The organism is Aureivirga sp. CE67 (assembly GCF_015767245.1).
In the GTDB taxonomy this organism is placed as follows: domain Bacteria; phylum Bacteroidota; class Bacteroidia; order Flavobacteriales; family Flavobacteriaceae; genus Aureivirga.
Genome location: NZ_JADOTV010000001.1, coordinates 449,272 through 464,056, shown reverse-complemented (window position 1 = coordinate 464,056; position 14,785 = coordinate 449,272). Strand labels below are relative to the sequence as shown.

The following is a 14,785-nucleotide window of genomic DNA, read 5'->3' as shown; positions in this document are numbered from 1 at the left end:
CATAGATTATGAAAAAATTACAACTTCTTCTTTTAGTATTTTTTTGCACTTTAATTTCTGTTAACGCACAGACAGGTAAGAAATATTTATCATATCGTGTAAAGAAGGGAGAAACGATAGAAAGTATCGCAAAAGATAATGATTTGAAGGAAAAGGATCTTTTAAGACTGAATCCAGATGTTGATGAAAATCCTAGAGTAAATTCGATTATTATAATTCCTAATAAGAGTTATGATGAAAATAATACAAAGGAAGAAGTTGTTCTTGAACCAAGTTCAACAAGTAATAAGAAAGATCAGCTGGAAATATTACAAGAAAAACTTGAGTCAAGAAAAGAAAATTCTGATGGAGATTTTACTAAAGTCTCAAATATTAGAACTAGGCCGATAACAAAAAAAGTTATGAAACATATAGATTCGATCCATACAGTTAAGTTAGGAGATAATTTATATGCTTTATCTAAGAAATACAATGTTTCTTTAGATTCAATAATAATTGCTAATGGTTTAAAATCTGATGAATTAGATTTTAATCAAAAACTTAAAATTCCTATGATGGTGGAAAGAACTGTAACAGTTCAGCCAAGAGGGGGAATGAAAAATGTTAAGAAAGAGTATCATACTGTTGTAAAAGGTGATACTTTTTATAGTCTTACTAAGAAATATAATACTACAAAAGAAAAATTAATTGAGTTAAATCCAGAATTAATTGAAGGTTTAAAACTTGAACAAGAAATAATAGTAAGTGAAGAAGTAGAAACAACTTCATATATGCAGCAAAAAGTATTTATGGATTCTATTGATACTTCTAGAGAAGTAAATGCATATTTGATGTTACCGTTCAAAATATCTAAATTGAGTGATACTTTAACTCAAAGGTATTTTAAAGCACCATCTAGCAAACCTTCATTACTTTCTGCATCAACTGATTTTTATTTAGGAGCAATGGAAGCAGTAGATTCTTTAAGATCTCAAGGTGCAAAAATTAATATACATGTTTTTGATACAGAAAAATCGATAGATCAATTAAAGAAAATCAATGAAGAAAATGATTTGTCTAGAGCAGATATTTTTGTTGGACCTTTACATTTAAAATATGCTAGTTATGTAGCTAATACGAATAGAACAGTTCCTGTAGTTGTTCCTTGGTATTCTAAAAAGGATAATCATATTTTTCATGCTAGAAATTTAATAAAAGCAGCTCCAAACCAAACAGAATTACAAGTTTCTATTTTAGACTATATGTTTAATTCTTATTATCCAAGTCAAAACATCATCCTTTTAGGTGATGGAAAAATGGAAAATAATAAATTATTAGATTTAATAGAATCTCAATTAAAAAGTAAAGATAGTACAGCTTCAGTTGTAAAAGTAATTCCGAAAGAAGAAAGTTATATTAAGAATAAAGAATTACTTGATAGCTTAGATCCAAAGAAAGAAAATTTAATTATAGTTACTACGAAAGATAAAGTGATTATAAGTGTCTTAAATCACCTTAAGCTGTTAAATATTGGAAGATTATATGATGTTGAGGAAGAATTTATACCTATGAATATTGATAGTGATGATGATGCAGATTTTTATGATATACAATTGATGTCCTTAGTGAAACAAAAGAATTTCAATTTTATTGATGTTAATTTATTAGGAAAGTTGAATTTCACTTTTCCAACTCAGAATTATATCAATATGGAAGATGAAAATGTAAAAGCATTTTATGAGAGTTACCGTCAAAAATACCATAGAACGCCAAGTAGGTTTTCGGTACAAGGATTTGATACAACTTATGATTCTTTAGTTAGATTATTAAGTAATGGTTCTATTTATGGAGCAGTAGAAGACGGAGTTTCAAGAAGAGTTGGGACTATGTTTGATTACAAAAAAAATCCTTCAATTAGTTTTGAAAACCAAGGAACTTTTATCCTTCAATATGATAAAGATTTAAATGTTCATGTATTGAATTAAAAATAAAATATATTTTAAAAGAAAACCCGAGTAAAATACTCGGGTTTTTTATTGATTTTATTTAGGGTAAAATTAATTTTTATCCCAGAAAAGTTTTGTTGTTAATAAATCTCCACCTATTGCACTAGAAGCTGCTTGGTAATTTTGTGGATTTAATGTTTGCTCATTAATAGGGTAAGTGTATCTAGTAGGTACAATATCTACTTGAGCGCCATCAGGAGCAACTAACATCGGATAATCTAATCTTCGATATTCTGTCCATCCTTCAAAACCTCTATTGTAAAGAGCTAGCCATTTTTGAGTACCTATTTTCTCTTTATAATCACCACTAGCAGTATTATAATTCACATCTGGGTTTGCTAAATAGTCAATTGCATTTTCAACTGTTCCTCCCCAATATAAAATAGATTCTGTAATTGCAAGATCATAGTGTGCTATAGCATCACTTGAAGATCCATAAAACCCTCTTTCAGCTGCTTCTGCTAAAAAGAAAGATACATCAGTGAAGGTCATCAGAATACCTCTTGCATCAGGAGCTTCTACTTGAGAAGCAACATGAGTATAATTGTTATAACTATTACTTGCCCCATAAATACCTCCTTTATAAATCACATTATCATTGTCGTCTTTGATGTTTCCATCAAAATACAACATTCTTCGTGGGTCTTCTAGAGTATTCATTTTATCAACAATTGTATTTGCAGGAACATAATCATGCCTTCCTGATTGTACTAAGTTTATCCAAATTGGATTTGTATTTGGTGGTAATTTAGAATATTGAAATATAGCATTATCTGCGTTAGACATAAAAGCATTTGGAACAGCTTCATTCAAAGCAGTTGTTATAGCACTTGTTTCAGAAGAAACATCAGCTAATCTCATTGCAAGTCTTATTTTTATAGAATTGGCAAATTTATGCCACATTTGAGTATTTCCATTATATATAAGATCAGCAGGACCAAAACTGTCTTTCGAAGTATCTAAATTTGAAATTGCAGTATTTAATCTTGATAATAAATCTTTATAAATTGTTAATGCATCATCGTATTTTGGTAGAGGATTTTCTATGTCTAATGCCTCTGTATAAGGAACATTTCCAAAAATATCAACCAAAACTTGATAAGTATATACATTTAAAATTTCAATAATTGCTAGTTGATTTTTACGTTCGATTTCAGCATTTGGATTATTTACATCTATAGGTTCCTTATTAATTACAACTTTGGTTTCATCTAAATCTTTAAGAACACCAAGATAAAGTCTATTAAATACATTATCAGGAATAGTTCTAGTAGTAATATCATAATTTGATTCATCAATATAGGTCGTTTGTGTCCAGTATTGAGAAAATAATCGAAGAACGTTAATGTTAACATTTGGTGTTGTTAAATGATCTACTAAATTCTTTTCTGCATTTGAAAATAAAGTAGCACTAGGAACCGTCTGCGGATTCTTAGGGTCTATATTTAATTCTTGAAGGTCTTTTGTACAACCAAGAATAAAAAATGAGATGATTATATATATGTATATTTTTTTCATAATTTGTTTTTTAGAATCTTAATTTAACATTAAATCCATAAGTTCTAGTTGTTGGAAGAGGTCCACTTTGGAATCCTTGTAAATTTCCAGAACTTAAGCCTGCTTCAGGATCAGCATGTGGTAGATTTTTACTGATAATCCATAGATTAGATCCAGTAAGTGTTACTACTAAGTCTTTTATAAATTTATCTTTGATAAGGTCTTTAAAATTATATGATAAAGAAATCTCTCTTAATTTTACATAAGAAGCATCGTATACAAATGCTTTATTTGGTAGTCTTCTATATCCCCAAGATCCAAAAGAATCAGCACTTGCCCTGGTAGTATTAGGAGTTCCATCAGGATTAACACCTGGATTAATAAATCCACCTCCATCATCATTCGGATTCCTTACAGGGTTTCCTAAGTCATTAATAAATGCTGTTTCTTCATATAAACCTGTTGCACGACCATAATACTGATCTAATGAGAATACATCTCCTCCTTGTTGAATATCAATTAAAAAACTTAATGAAAAATCTTTGTAGCTTAAACTGTTTGTTATCCCTGCATTCCAATCAGGTGTAACATTTCCAATTACATTATCAGAAGTAGTAGTTCTTAAGTAATAACCAGTATCTTCATCTACTATTTTTTGACCATTTTCATGATAAACGTAATCAGTACCTTGAATTACACCATAAGCTTGCCCAATCATAGCGTTGATAGTAACACCTCCTTGAAAGTCTCCTAATTGCAGATTTTCTACATCATCAAATAACTCATTTACTTTGTTTTCATTTTTAGCCCAGTTAATATTGATATTCCATTTGAAATGATCCGTTTTAATTGGGGATCCGTATAAGTTTAATTCAATACCTTTATTTTGAATTTCTCCAGCATTTACGAATTTACTTCCAAATCCTGATGTTGGAGAAAGTGCTACATTTAAGATCTGATCTTTTACTTTCGTATTATAAAGAGATAAATCAAAACCAACACGTTTTCCAATAAAATCCATATTTAAACCAGCTTCCCAACTCAATGATCTTTCAGGCCTTAAATCTTCATTTTTTTTCACTCCTGAAACTGAATATAATGTTTCTCCTTCAAACCTATCTGATTTTACATAAGTGTCATATGTTGAATAAATAGGAGCATCGTTTCCAACTTCAGCATAGTTTAAACGAACTTTACCAAATGAAAGCCATGAAGCTTCGGTTAAGTTTGAAAAAACAAAACTTGTTGCTACTGATGGGTAGTTGAAAGCACCATCGTTATATATTATAGTAGAAGATTGATCTCTTCTAAAAGTAGCATCTAAGAATATGAAATTATCATACCCTAGTGAAGCACTAGCATATACACCACCAATTTCTTTTCTTAATTTAGCTTCAATTGGATCTAAAATTTGATTAGCTGAATTTGCTAAAGTATATAGTCCAGGAACTATTAAACCTCCATTTGTTGATGCATCAATTGAATTGATTTCTTGCCTTCTTAAATTTCCTCCAATTATTCCTTTTATATGAAGTTTTTCACTGATGTTATAATCAAAATTAAACATCAGATCATAATTGAATTCAGAGTAATTCCTATTGTATCTGCTATACTCAGAAACTCTTTGTGATCCAATAGCAATTCTTTCTTCTTGCATTTCTCGATATGAGTCTACAGAAACTCTTCCAAAAACATTAACCCAATCTGTTATTTCATAAGTCATTGCAATATTTCCGAAAATCCTATCTCTAATATCTGTTTCGTAGTTTTCATATCGTTGCCAGTATGGGTTATCCCAATAAATAGGTTTTAAATCGGTAGGATAAGCATAGTTCCATGTGACATTTCTTTTAGTAAGATTATAAGCATCTTTTTGTTGTTTAACATCGACATTAGTTTGCCACCATTGTCTAAACATTGACATAATATTATCACTATAACCTGTTGAGTTTCTACCTCGACCTTTTGTTCTGTTATAGCTTACATTTATAGAAGCTTGAAATTTATCTGTAAAGTTATTACTACCATTAAAATTGATGATATCTTTATTTAAGACACTATTAGGTAGAATTCCTTCTTGGTTAAATTTTGTATAAGCTAACCTGAAAGAACCAGTCTCACTTCCTCCATCTAAGCTAAAACTATTTGTATATGTTACAGGAGTTTCAAAAAATTCTAATGGATCATTTTCAGGATATACCCATGGACTTTTTTGTAAGTGAGTTGGAAGTTCAGGGTCTAAAGAGTTCCAATGGTAAACTTGTAAATTTGGATCAAAAGCAGCACCATAAGATCCATCTTCACTTACAGGGACTACTTGATCTAAAATACCATCGCCAGTTAAATCCACTTCGAACCAGTGATTTCCTGGTCCATCATAATAAGGCCCGTATCCAGCTCCATATTGCTTTTGATATTTAGGAAATGTAGTTTTATCAATACTACCTGTAGAAATACCTGAATTAATAGTTACTCCTATACCTTGGTTTTTACTACCTTTTTTTGTTGTAATAATAACAACACCATTTGCAGCACGAGAACCGTATAAGGCAGAAGCAGCTGCACCTTTTAATACATTTATAGATGCTATATCTTCAGGGTTGATATCTGAAGCCGCATTTCCAAAATCATAACCACCTCGACCAGTTTCTTGATTAACACCATTTGTATTTGAATTGTCAATAGGAACACCATCAACCACAAATAATGCTTGATTGTTTCCTGTTAAAGAAGAAACTCCACGAATTACGACATTTGTTGATCCACCAATATTATTATTGGTTTTAATTTGTACCCCAGAAACTTTTCCAGAAAGAGCGTTTGCAAAGTTTCCACTTTTTACAGTATTAACATCATCTCCTTTAACTTCTTGAGTAGCATACCCTAGTGATTTCTTGTCCCTAGAAACACCTAGTGCGGTTACTACTACTTCGTCTAAAGCTTCTGTGTCTTCAACAAGAGTTATAAAAAACTCAGTGTTATCTCCAACAACTCTTTCAATATCTTTATATCCCACATATGTGAATATTAAAACATCGTCTGGAGATGCCTCGATTTCGAAGTTTCCTTCAAAATTTGTGTTTGTACCGGTAGAAGTTCCTTTAATAATAATGTTAACTCCTGGAATAGGTCCAGTTTCATCACTAACAGTACCAGTAATTGTTTTGGTTTGTGCAAAACAAACCTGCGAAAGCACAAAAATAAGTACCCACACAAGATTTTTACGTATTAATAATTTCATTGGTAAAATTGTTTGATTAATTACTACCTAGAAATTATAAAAAAATGTTAAATAAAACAATTTTAAGTTAAACAATATCAAATAGTTGTGTATTGTTAGTGTTTACTAGAAAAAATAGGAGAATTTAATGTGAAATTTAGAATTATTAATGTTAAAATTTTGATTTTGAAAGCTTCCAATGGCGTAACTAAGGTTAATCTTGCTATTATTTTTAAAATAAACGTACCCAATCCCTAGACCATAACCGTTAGAAGAAATTTCATCTAATTCATTATTTATATATGCAAAATCTGTGATACTATATAAATAAGATAAATTGGAAAGTAAATAACGGTATTCGATATTAAAAATACTGTAGGAAGATGCAAAAATACTATTTTCATTAAAACCTCTTAAAGAACTTGCTCCTCCAATTCTAAATAATTCATTTAAAATATAATCTGTGGAATTTAAATGTGCTGATTGATTTTGAAGAAAAATAAAATTTCTTCTATTTAATTGCCATAGATAAAAGGATTTAAGAGTGATTTTTTGTTGGGTTAAATTTTCTTTTGCTTTTCGAGTTCCAATAGACGGACTTATTTCAAAATAAAATTTTAAAGGCTGAAGTATCGAATTATTATAATTAATATTTCGATATCGTAAACCATAAAATTGATTATCAAAATCTTCAAAAGTTTGATTTGCCAAAGTAGAATTCAATAAGTTCGAAGAGCTTTCAGAACTGTAATATCCTCCAAGTTCATTTTGTGCATTTAAGCTATAAGTCAATCCGAAATTAAATTTTGTAGAAACAAATGAACTATCTTGTTTGTAAATTTCCAAATTGGCTTCAGGTGAAATAGGGGAATTAAAAATATATGGAATTTTTGCACCTATATTTAATAAGGTCTTTTCATCAGGTTGACTTTCCCAACGAATTTTTATTTCCTCTCCATTATTAAATAAATTATATAACTCTAATCTTAAATGTCCATTAAATTTTATTTTTCCACTTTCTTCATCTGAATTTAAACCTATAAGTCCATCAAAAACATTTCTATTTTGTTTTTTTAAATAAAGATAAACCGCAGTGGTGTCTTTTGTAAATAATATTTGAGGAGATTTAATTTCTTGTACAAATGGAATAGAGTTTAAAATTTTAGAAGCGTTGGTTAATTTCTCTTTACTAAAAGAACTTCCTTTTTTTAACCTCAATTTATGTTTTACAAAAGATCTTGGGAAATTTTTATAACCTTCAATAATTACAGTATCAATTTTCCTGAATGTAGACTTTTCTATAACCAAATCAGCTTCCATTATATTTTTATCTAAATAAATATTGTTTAGAGAAACATTAGAAAAAGTGAATCCGTTATTTTCAAAAGAAGAAACAATAGTATTTAATAATTTCTCTAATTTTTCAGGTGCAACAATAAATGTATTGTCTTTCGAAATATCCCAATCTTTTTTGTCAAAATAAGCTAAATCTTCTTTTTTTACATGAATTTTTATGGTGTCAGTCTTTTGTCCAAGCTTAAATTGAACTAAAGTTGTATCCTGGATGATTTCTTGATGTATTAAACTTACGTTAAAGTATCCTTGAGATTGTAATTTTTCTTGAATTAACACGACTTCTTTTAGAAGAGAATCTTTCTCTTTAAAATGGTTTTTATACGTAATAGAATTACTCTCATTTAAATTCTTTTTTGTCGAATTTAACGCCTTCAAAATGTAAGTTTGACCATAAAAATCAGTAGAAATGAAAAGAAAAAAGCTACTAATAAGGAAGTATAAAAGTTTGATATTAAGATTTTTCACCTAAGTACTTGTTGTTATTTTTGCGAAAGTAAGAATAAAATGTTAAGAATTTAAAATTTAATACTATCGAGTTTGATTAAAGAGAAAAAATTCATACATTTGCACACTCTAAAAAACAGAGAATTAATAAAATAAAAACGTAATTAATATAATTTTAGTATGCCAACTATTCAACAATTAGTACGCAAGGGAAGAACCACAATAACTAAGAAGAGTAAATCGGCTGCTTTAAATTCATGTCCTCAAAGAAGAGGAGTATGTACACGTGTTTATACTACAACGCCTAAGAAACCAAACTCTGCAATGCGTAAAGTTGCCAGAGTTCGTTTAACTAACGGTAATGAGGTAAATGCTTACATCCCAGGAGAAGGACATAATTTACAAGAGCACTCGATAGTATTAGTTAGGGGAGGAAGAGTTAAAGATTTACCAGGGGTAAGATACCACATCGTTCGTGGAGCATTAGATACTGCTGGTGTTGAAGGAAGAACTCAACGTCGATCTAAATATGGTACAAAACGTCCTAAGAAGTAAATTTTTAATTTTTTAAAGAAACAACATGAGAAAAAGAAGAGCGAAAAAAAGAGTTCTTTTACCAGATCCAAAGTTTAACGATCAGTTAGTAACAAGATTCGTAAACATGTTAATGTGGGACGGAAAGAAGTCTGTAGCTTTTAAAGTATTTTACGATGCATTAGATATCGTAGAAGCGAAGAAACAAGATGAAGAAAAATCTAGTTTAGAAATTTGGAAAGATGCATTATCTAACGTTATGCCTCACGTAGAAGTACGTAGTCGTCGTGTTGGAGGAGCTACATTCCAAATTCCAATGCAAATTAGACCAGATAGAAAAGTATCTATGGCTATTAAATGGTTAATTCTTTTCGCTAGAAAGCGTAATGAAAAATCAATGGCTCAAAGATTAGCTGCAGAGATTTTAGCTGCTGCTAAAGAAGAAGGTGCTGCTGTTAAGAAAAGAGTTGATGTTCACAAAATGGCGGACGCTAATAAAGCTTTCTCACACTTTAGATTCTAATATAAATTAACCATGGCAAGAGATTTAAAATACACAAGAAATATTGGTATTGCTGCGCATATTGATGCTGGTAAGACTACAACAACAGAACGTGTCCTTTATTATACTGGAGTTTCTCATAAAATTGGAGAAGTACATGATGGTGCTGCTACAATGGACTGGATGGAACAAGAGCAAGAAAGAGGAATTACAATTACATCTGCTGCAACTACTTGTACTTGGCAGTTCCCAACTGAAAACGGGAAGCCAACTAGTGATGCTAAAGGATACCACTTTAACATTATTGATACTCCAGGTCACGTTGACTTTACAGTAGAGGTAAACCGTTCTTTGAGAGTTCTTGATGGATTAGTTTTCTTATTTAGTGCAGTTGATGGTGTTGAGCCTCAATCTGAAACTAACTGGAGATTAGCTGATAACTACAAAGTTCCAAGAATGGGATTTGTAAACAAGATGGACCGTCAGGGAGCTAACTTCTTAAACGTGTGTAAACAAGTTAAAGAAATGTTAGGTTCTAATGCTGTTCCTATTGTTTTACCAATTGGAGATGAAGCTGATTTTAGAGGAGTGATTGATTTAGTTAAAAACAGAGCTATTGTATGGCATGATGAAACTAAAGGATCTACTTTTGATATTATTGAAATTCCTGAAGACTTAAAAGAAGAAGCTGCTGAGTACAGGGCTTTATTAATCGAGGAGGTTGCTGCTTATGATGACAATCTTTTAGAGAAGTTTATGGAAGATGAAGATTCAATTACAGAAGATGAAGTACATGCTGCTTTAAGAGCTGCTGTAATGGATATGGCTATCATTCCAATGATCTGTGGATCTGCATTTAAAAATAAAGGAGTTCAATTCTTATTAGACGCAGTTTGTAGATATTTACCTTCTCCTTTAGATAAAGATGATATTGTAGGAACTAACCCTAAGACTGAAGAGGAAACTTCTCGTAAACCAGATGTAAATGATCCTTTCTCAGCATTAGCATTTAAGATTGCTACAGATCCTTTCGTAGGACGTTTAGCTTTCTTCCGTGCTTATTCTGGAAGATTAGATGCAGGATCTTACGTTTGGAATTCTCGTTCTGGTAAAAAAGAACGTATTTCTCGTATCTACCAAATGCACTCAAATAAACAAAACGCTATCGAGTATATCGAAGCTGGAGATATTGGAGCTGCTGTAGGATTTAAGGATATCAAAACTGGAGATACATTATGTGCTCAAGAAGCTCCTATTGTATTAGAAAGTATGGATTTCCCTGATCCAGTAATTGGTATTGCTGTTGAGCCAAAAACTAAAGCTGATGTTGAAAAATTAGGTTTAGCTTTAGCTAAATTAGCAGAAGAAGATCCAACATTCCAAGTAAAAACTGATGAGGCTTCAGGTCAAACAGTAATTTCAGGAATGGGAGAGCTTCACTTAGATATCATCGTTGACCGTTTAAAACGTGAGTTCAAAGTTGAAGTAACTCAAGGTGAGCCACAAGTAGAGTACAAAGAAGCATTCATGAATACTACAGAACTTAGAGAGACTTATAAGAAGCAATCTGGAGGACGTGGTAAATTTGGAGATATCGTATTCGAAATGGGTAAAGCTGATGAAGACTTCAAAGGACCAGGTTTACAGTTTGTTGATGAGATTAAAGGTGGACGTATTCCTAAAGAATTCATTCCTTCAGTAGAAAAAGGATTCAAAGAGGCAATGCAAAATGGACCTTTAGCTGGATTCGTAATGGATTCTATGAAAGTTACTCTTAAGGATGGATCTTTCCACCCTGTGGATTCAGATCAACTTTCTTTCGAATTAGCTGCTAAGTTAGGATATAAGTCTGGAGCGAAAGCTGCAGGTGCTGTGATCTTAGAGCCAATCATGAGTTTAGAAGTTGTTACTCCAGAAGAGAACATGGGAGATGTAGTAGGAGATTTAAACCGTCGTAGAGGACAAGTGAATAGTATGGATGATAAGTCTGGAGCTAAAGTTGTAAGAGCTGATGTTCCATTATCTGAAATGTTTGGATATGTAACTACATTAAGAACATTAACATCAGGTAGAGCAACATCATCAATGGTATTCTCTCACTATGCACAAACTCCTTCTAACATCCAAGAGGAAGTAATTGAGAAAGCGAAAGGTTAATAGCTAAAGTTAGAAACAATGAGTCAAAAAATCAGAATAAAATTAAAATCATACGATCACAACTTAGTAGACAAATCTGCTGAGAAAATCGTAAAGACAGTAAAGAATACAGGAGCTGTTATTAACGGGCCAATTCCTTTACCAACAAATAAAAAGATTTTCACTGTATTACGTTCTCCACACGTAAACAAGAAATCTAGAGAGCAATTCCAATTAAGTTCTTACAAAAGATTATTAGATATCTATAGTTCTTCTTCTAAGACTATTGATGCTTTAATGAAATTGGAATTACCTTCAGGAGTTGAAGTGGAAATCAAAGTTTGATAAAAAACAAAAGTAGAATAAAAGTTACCTAGGTTTCTAGGTAACTTCTTCTGCGAAATAATAATAAATAATAATAAATTTTATAAATAATGTCTGGGTTAATAGGAAGAAAAATCGGGATGACTAGTCTTTTTGACGAAAATGGAAAAAATATTCCATGTACAGTTATAGAAGCTGGTCCTTGTGTGGTTACCCAAGTCAGAACCGAAGAGGTTGACGGGTATAATGCGTTACAACTTGGTTTCGATGACAAATCTGAAAAGCATACTACAAAAGCTTTAGAAGGTCACTTCAAAAAAGCAGGAACTACTGCTAAGAAGAGAGTTGTTGAATTTCAAGGATTTGAAGAAGAATATAAATTAGGTGATTCAATCACTGTTGAGCACTTTGCTGAAGGGGAATTCGTTGATGTATCAGGAGTTTCTAAAGGTAAAGGATTCCAAGGGGTTGTAAAACGTCACGGATTTGCTGGAGTTGGACAAGCAACTCACGGTCAGCATAACCGTTTAAGAGCACCTGGTTCTATTGGAGCTGCATCTTATCCTGCAAGAGTATTCAAAGGAATGCGTATGGCAGGAAGAATGGGTGGAGATAAAGTTAAAGTTCAAAACTTAAGAGTTTTAAAAGTAGTAGCTGATAAGAATTTATTAGTAGTTAAAGGAGCAGTTCCTGGACACAAAAACTCTTACCTAATCATTGAAAAATAATGAAAGTAGCAGTTTTAGATATAAATGGAAAAGAAACAGGAAGACAAGTAGAACTTTCTGATTCTATCTTTGCTATCGAGCCGAATGATCATGCAATCTATTTAGATGTTAAGCAACACTTAGCAAATAGAAGACAAGGAACTCACAAAGCTAAAGAAAGAGCTGAGATCGCTGGTAGTACAAGAAAAATTAAGAAGCAAAAAGGAACAGGTACTGCACGTGCAGGATCTATCAAATCTCCTGTGTTTAGAGGAGGAGGTAGAATTTTTGGACCAAGACCAAGAAACTACTCTTTCAAATTAAACAAAAACTTAAAGAGATTAGCTCGTAAATCTGCATTAAGTATTCAAGCAAAAGAGAACAATTTATTAGTAGTTGAAGATTTTAATTTAGAAACTCCAAGTACAAAGAAATTTGTTAATATTTTGAAAACATTTGAGTTAGATAATATTAAATCTCTTTTTGTGTTGGGTGAATCAAATAATAATGTATATTTGTCGTCACGTAATTTGAAAAAGGTAAAATCTGTAAATAGCTCATTATTAAGTACTTACGAAATTTTGAATGCTAACAAGGTTGTACTTTTAGAAAGTACTGTGGAAGGAATTGAATCAAATTTAAGCAAATAGGTCAACGCAATGAGTATTTTAATTAAACCTATTATTACGGAAAAGATAACAAACGATAGCGAATTAAATAATCGTTATGGTTTTGTTGTAAACAAGAATGCTAATAAAATTCAAATTAAGGCTGCAGTTGAAACTACTTACGGAGTTTCAGTTGAGGCTGTAAGAACAATGAACTATCCTACTCAAAGAACAACAAAGTATACTAAAAAAGGTATGTCTGAGGCTGTTAAAGGAGGATACAAAAAAGCAATTGTTCAGTTAGCAGAAGGAGAAACTATTGATTTTTATAACAATATCTAAGAGAAGATAACAAATGTCAGTTAGAAAATTAAAACCAGTAACGCCAGGTCAGCGTTTTAGAGTAGTAAATGGTTTCGACGCCATTACTACTGACAAGCCGGAGAAAAGTTTATTAGCTCCGAAAAAAAGATCTGGTGGTCGAAACAACAAAGGTAAAATGACTATGCGCTACTTAGGTGGTGGTCATAAGAAAAAATACCGTATTATCGATTTCAAAAGAGATAAGCATGGTGTACCTGCAACAGTAAAAACTATTGAGTACGATCCAAATCGTACTGCTTTTATCGCTTTATTAAACTATGTAGATGGTGAGAAGCGTTATATCATCGCACAAGGTGGTTTAAAAGTTGGTCAAACTGTTGTTTCAGGTGAAGAAGTAGCTCCAGAGATTGGAAATACTATGCCTTTAAGCAATATACCTTTAGGAACTACAATTTCTTGTATCGAGTTAAGACCAGGACAAGGAGCTATTATGGCTCGTAGTGCAGGTTCTTTTGCTCAATTAATGGCGAGAGATGGTAAGTATGCTACAGTAAAGTTACCATCAGGAGAGACTAGATTAATCCTTGTAACTTGTTACGCTACTATCGGAGTTGTTTCTAACTCAGATCACCAGTTATTAGTATCTGGTAAAGCAGGTAGAAGCAGATGGTTAGGAAGAAGACCAAGAACGAACCCTGTTCGTATGAACCCAGTTGATCACCCAATGGGAGGTGGTGAAGGACGTTCTTCTGGAGGACATCCAAGATCTAGAAATGGAGTACCTGCTAAAGGATTCAAGACAAGATCTAAGACTAAGGCGAGTAACAAGTATATTATAGAACGTAGAAAAAAATAATTAAGATATGGCACGTTCATTAAAGAAAGGACCATTCGTATCTATTAGTTTAGATAAGAAAGTTCAAGCAAATATTGAGTCAGGTAAGAAATCTGTGATCAAGACATGGTCTAGAGCATCAATGATTACACCTGATTTTGTTGGGCAAACTATCGCTGTACATAACGGACGTCAATTCGTTCCTGTATATGTAACAGAGAATATGGTAGGTCATAAATTAGGAGAATTTTCACCAACTCGTTCATTTAGAGGACACGGTGCGGATAAGAAAAATAAAGGTAAAAAATAGTAG

Annotated in this window: 13 protein-coding genes; 10 read left to right on the top strand and 3 right to left on the bottom strand. The window is 31.8% G+C overall.

The annotated features are described in order from the left end of the window. Positions 1 to 8: 8 nt before the first annotated feature. Positions 9 to 1,964, top strand: coding sequence for a LysM peptidoglycan-binding domain-containing protein (locus I0K12_RS02115; protein ID WP_196885249.1), 1,956 nt, complete (start codon positions 9 to 11; stop codon positions 1,962 to 1,964). A 72-nt stretch (positions 1,965 to 2,036) separates the two neighbouring features. On the opposite strand, the gene I0K12_RS02110 is transcribed toward I0K12_RS02115, so the two are convergent. The 3 genes from I0K12_RS02110 to I0K12_RS02100 all read right to left on the bottom strand — a co-directional run bounded on the left by I0K12_RS02110 (position 2,037) and on the right by I0K12_RS02100 (position 8,433). Beyond that, positions 2,037 to 3,503: a SusD/RagB family nutrient-binding outer membrane lipoprotein gene (locus I0K12_RS02110; RefSeq protein WP_196885248.1), complete on the bottom strand. Its 1,467-nt coding sequence runs from the start codon at positions 3,501 to 3,503 to the stop codon at positions 2,037 to 2,039. A gap of 10 nt (positions 3,504 to 3,513) precedes the next feature. Next, on the bottom strand, positions 3,514 to 6,723 hold the full coding sequence (locus tag I0K12_RS02105; RefSeq protein WP_196885247.1) for a SusC/RagA family TonB-linked outer membrane protein: 3,210 nt from the start codon (positions 6,721 to 6,723) through the stop codon (positions 3,514 to 3,516). Positions 6,724 to 6,828: 105 nt separating this feature from the next. Continuing rightward, positions 6,829 to 8,433, bottom strand: a complete 1,605-nt coding sequence (locus tag I0K12_RS02100; RefSeq protein ID WP_196885246.1) for a POTRA domain-containing protein — start codon at positions 8,431 to 8,433, stop codon at positions 6,829 to 6,831. A gap of 249 nt (positions 8,434 to 8,682) precedes the next feature. Here I0K12_RS02100 and rpsL point away from each other — a divergent pair, with 249 nt between their 5' ends. The 9 genes from rpsL (at position 8,683) to rpsS (ending at position 14,782) form a co-directional block, all read left to right on the top strand. Beyond that, on the top strand, positions 8,683 to 9,057 hold the full coding sequence (gene rpsL / locus I0K12_RS02095) for a 30S ribosomal protein S12 (RefSeq protein ID WP_196885245.1): 375 nt from the start codon (positions 8,683 to 8,685) through the stop codon (positions 9,055 to 9,057). A 25-nt stretch (positions 9,058 to 9,082) separates the two neighbouring features. Beyond that, positions 9,083 to 9,559: a 30S ribosomal protein S7 gene (gene rpsG / locus I0K12_RS02090; RefSeq protein ID WP_196885244.1), complete on the top strand. Its 477-nt coding sequence runs from the start codon at positions 9,083 to 9,085 to the stop codon at positions 9,557 to 9,559. 12 nt (positions 9,560 to 9,571) lie between these two features. Further along, positions 9,572 to 11,695: an elongation factor G gene (gene fusA / locus I0K12_RS02085; protein WP_196885243.1), complete on the top strand. Its 2,124-nt coding sequence runs from the start codon at positions 9,572 to 9,574 to the stop codon at positions 11,693 to 11,695. An 18-nt stretch (positions 11,696 to 11,713) separates the two neighbouring features. After that, positions 11,714 to 12,019 (top strand): 30S ribosomal protein S10, encoded by a 306-nt coding sequence (rpsJ, locus tag I0K12_RS02080; RefSeq protein ID WP_196885242.1) that lies wholly within the window; start codon positions 11,714 to 11,716, stop codon positions 12,017 to 12,019. 89 nt (positions 12,020 to 12,108) lie between these two features. Continuing rightward, the gene (rplC, locus tag I0K12_RS02075; protein WP_196885241.1) at positions 12,109 to 12,726 is read left to right on the top strand and encodes a 50S ribosomal protein L3; all 618 of its coding nucleotides are present in this window, start codon (positions 12,109 to 12,111) and stop codon (positions 12,724 to 12,726) included. Next, entirely contained in the window at positions 12,726 to 13,355 is a 630-nt protein-coding gene (gene rplD / locus I0K12_RS02070; RefSeq protein WP_196885240.1) for a 50S ribosomal protein L4, read from the top strand. Before rplC ends, rplD begins: the two co-directional genes overlap by 1 nt. 9 nt (positions 13,356 to 13,364) lie before the next feature. Continuing rightward, the gene (rplW, locus tag I0K12_RS02065; RefSeq protein ID WP_196885239.1) at positions 13,365 to 13,655 is read left to right on the top strand and encodes a 50S ribosomal protein L23; all 291 of its coding nucleotides are present in this window, start codon (positions 13,365 to 13,367) and stop codon (positions 13,653 to 13,655) included. A gap of 13 nt (positions 13,656 to 13,668) precedes the next feature. Further along, positions 13,669 to 14,493 carry a 50S ribosomal protein L2 gene (gene rplB, locus I0K12_RS02060; RefSeq protein ID WP_196885238.1) on the top strand — a complete coding sequence of 275 codons (825 nt, stop codon included), beginning with the start codon at positions 13,669 to 13,671 and terminating at the stop codon, positions 14,491 to 14,493. Positions 14,494 to 14,500: 7 nt separating this feature from the next. After that, a complete protein-coding gene (gene rpsS, locus I0K12_RS02055) occupies positions 14,501 to 14,782 on the top strand; it encodes a 30S ribosomal protein S19 (protein ID WP_196885237.1) in 282 nt (93 codons plus the stop codon). Positions 14,783 to 14,785 lie beyond the last annotated feature (3 nt).

Coding starts and splice junctions, on each gene's coding strand:
- rplD (WP_196885240.1), top strand. CDS start 12,726: ATGAAAGTAGCAGTTTTAGATATAAATGGAAAAGAAACAGGAAGACAA.
- rpsJ (WP_196885242.1), top strand. CDS start 11,714: ATGAGTCAAAAAATCAGAATAAAATTAAAATCATACGATCACAACTTA.
- rplB (WP_196885238.1), top strand. CDS start 13,669: ATGTCAGTTAGAAAATTAAAACCAGTAACGCCAGGTCAGCGTTTTAGA.
- rplC (WP_196885241.1), top strand. CDS start 12,109: ATGTCTGGGTTAATAGGAAGAAAAATCGGGATGACTAGTCTTTTTGAC.
- rpsS (WP_196885237.1), top strand. CDS start 14,501: ATGGCACGTTCATTAAAGAAAGGACCATTCGTATCTATTAGTTTAGAT.
- I0K12_RS02110 (WP_196885248.1), bottom strand. CDS start 3,503: ATGAAAAAAATATACATATATATAATCATCTCATTTTTTATTCTTGGT.
- I0K12_RS02105 (WP_196885247.1), bottom strand. CDS start 6,723: ATGAAATTATTAATACGTAAAAATCTTGTGTGGGTACTTATTTTTGTG.
- rplW (WP_196885239.1), top strand. CDS start 13,365: ATGAGTATTTTAATTAAACCTATTATTACGGAAAAGATAACAAACGAT.
- rpsL (WP_196885245.1), top strand. CDS start 8,683: ATGCCAACTATTCAACAATTAGTACGCAAGGGAAGAACCACAATAACT.
- rpsG (WP_196885244.1), top strand. CDS start 9,083: ATGAGAAAAAGAAGAGCGAAAAAAAGAGTTCTTTTACCAGATCCAAAG.
- I0K12_RS02115 (WP_196885249.1), top strand. CDS start 9: ATGAAAAAATTACAACTTCTTCTTTTAGTATTTTTTTGCACTTTAATT.
- fusA (WP_196885243.1), top strand. CDS start 9,572: ATGGCAAGAGATTTAAAATACACAAGAAATATTGGTATTGCTGCGCAT.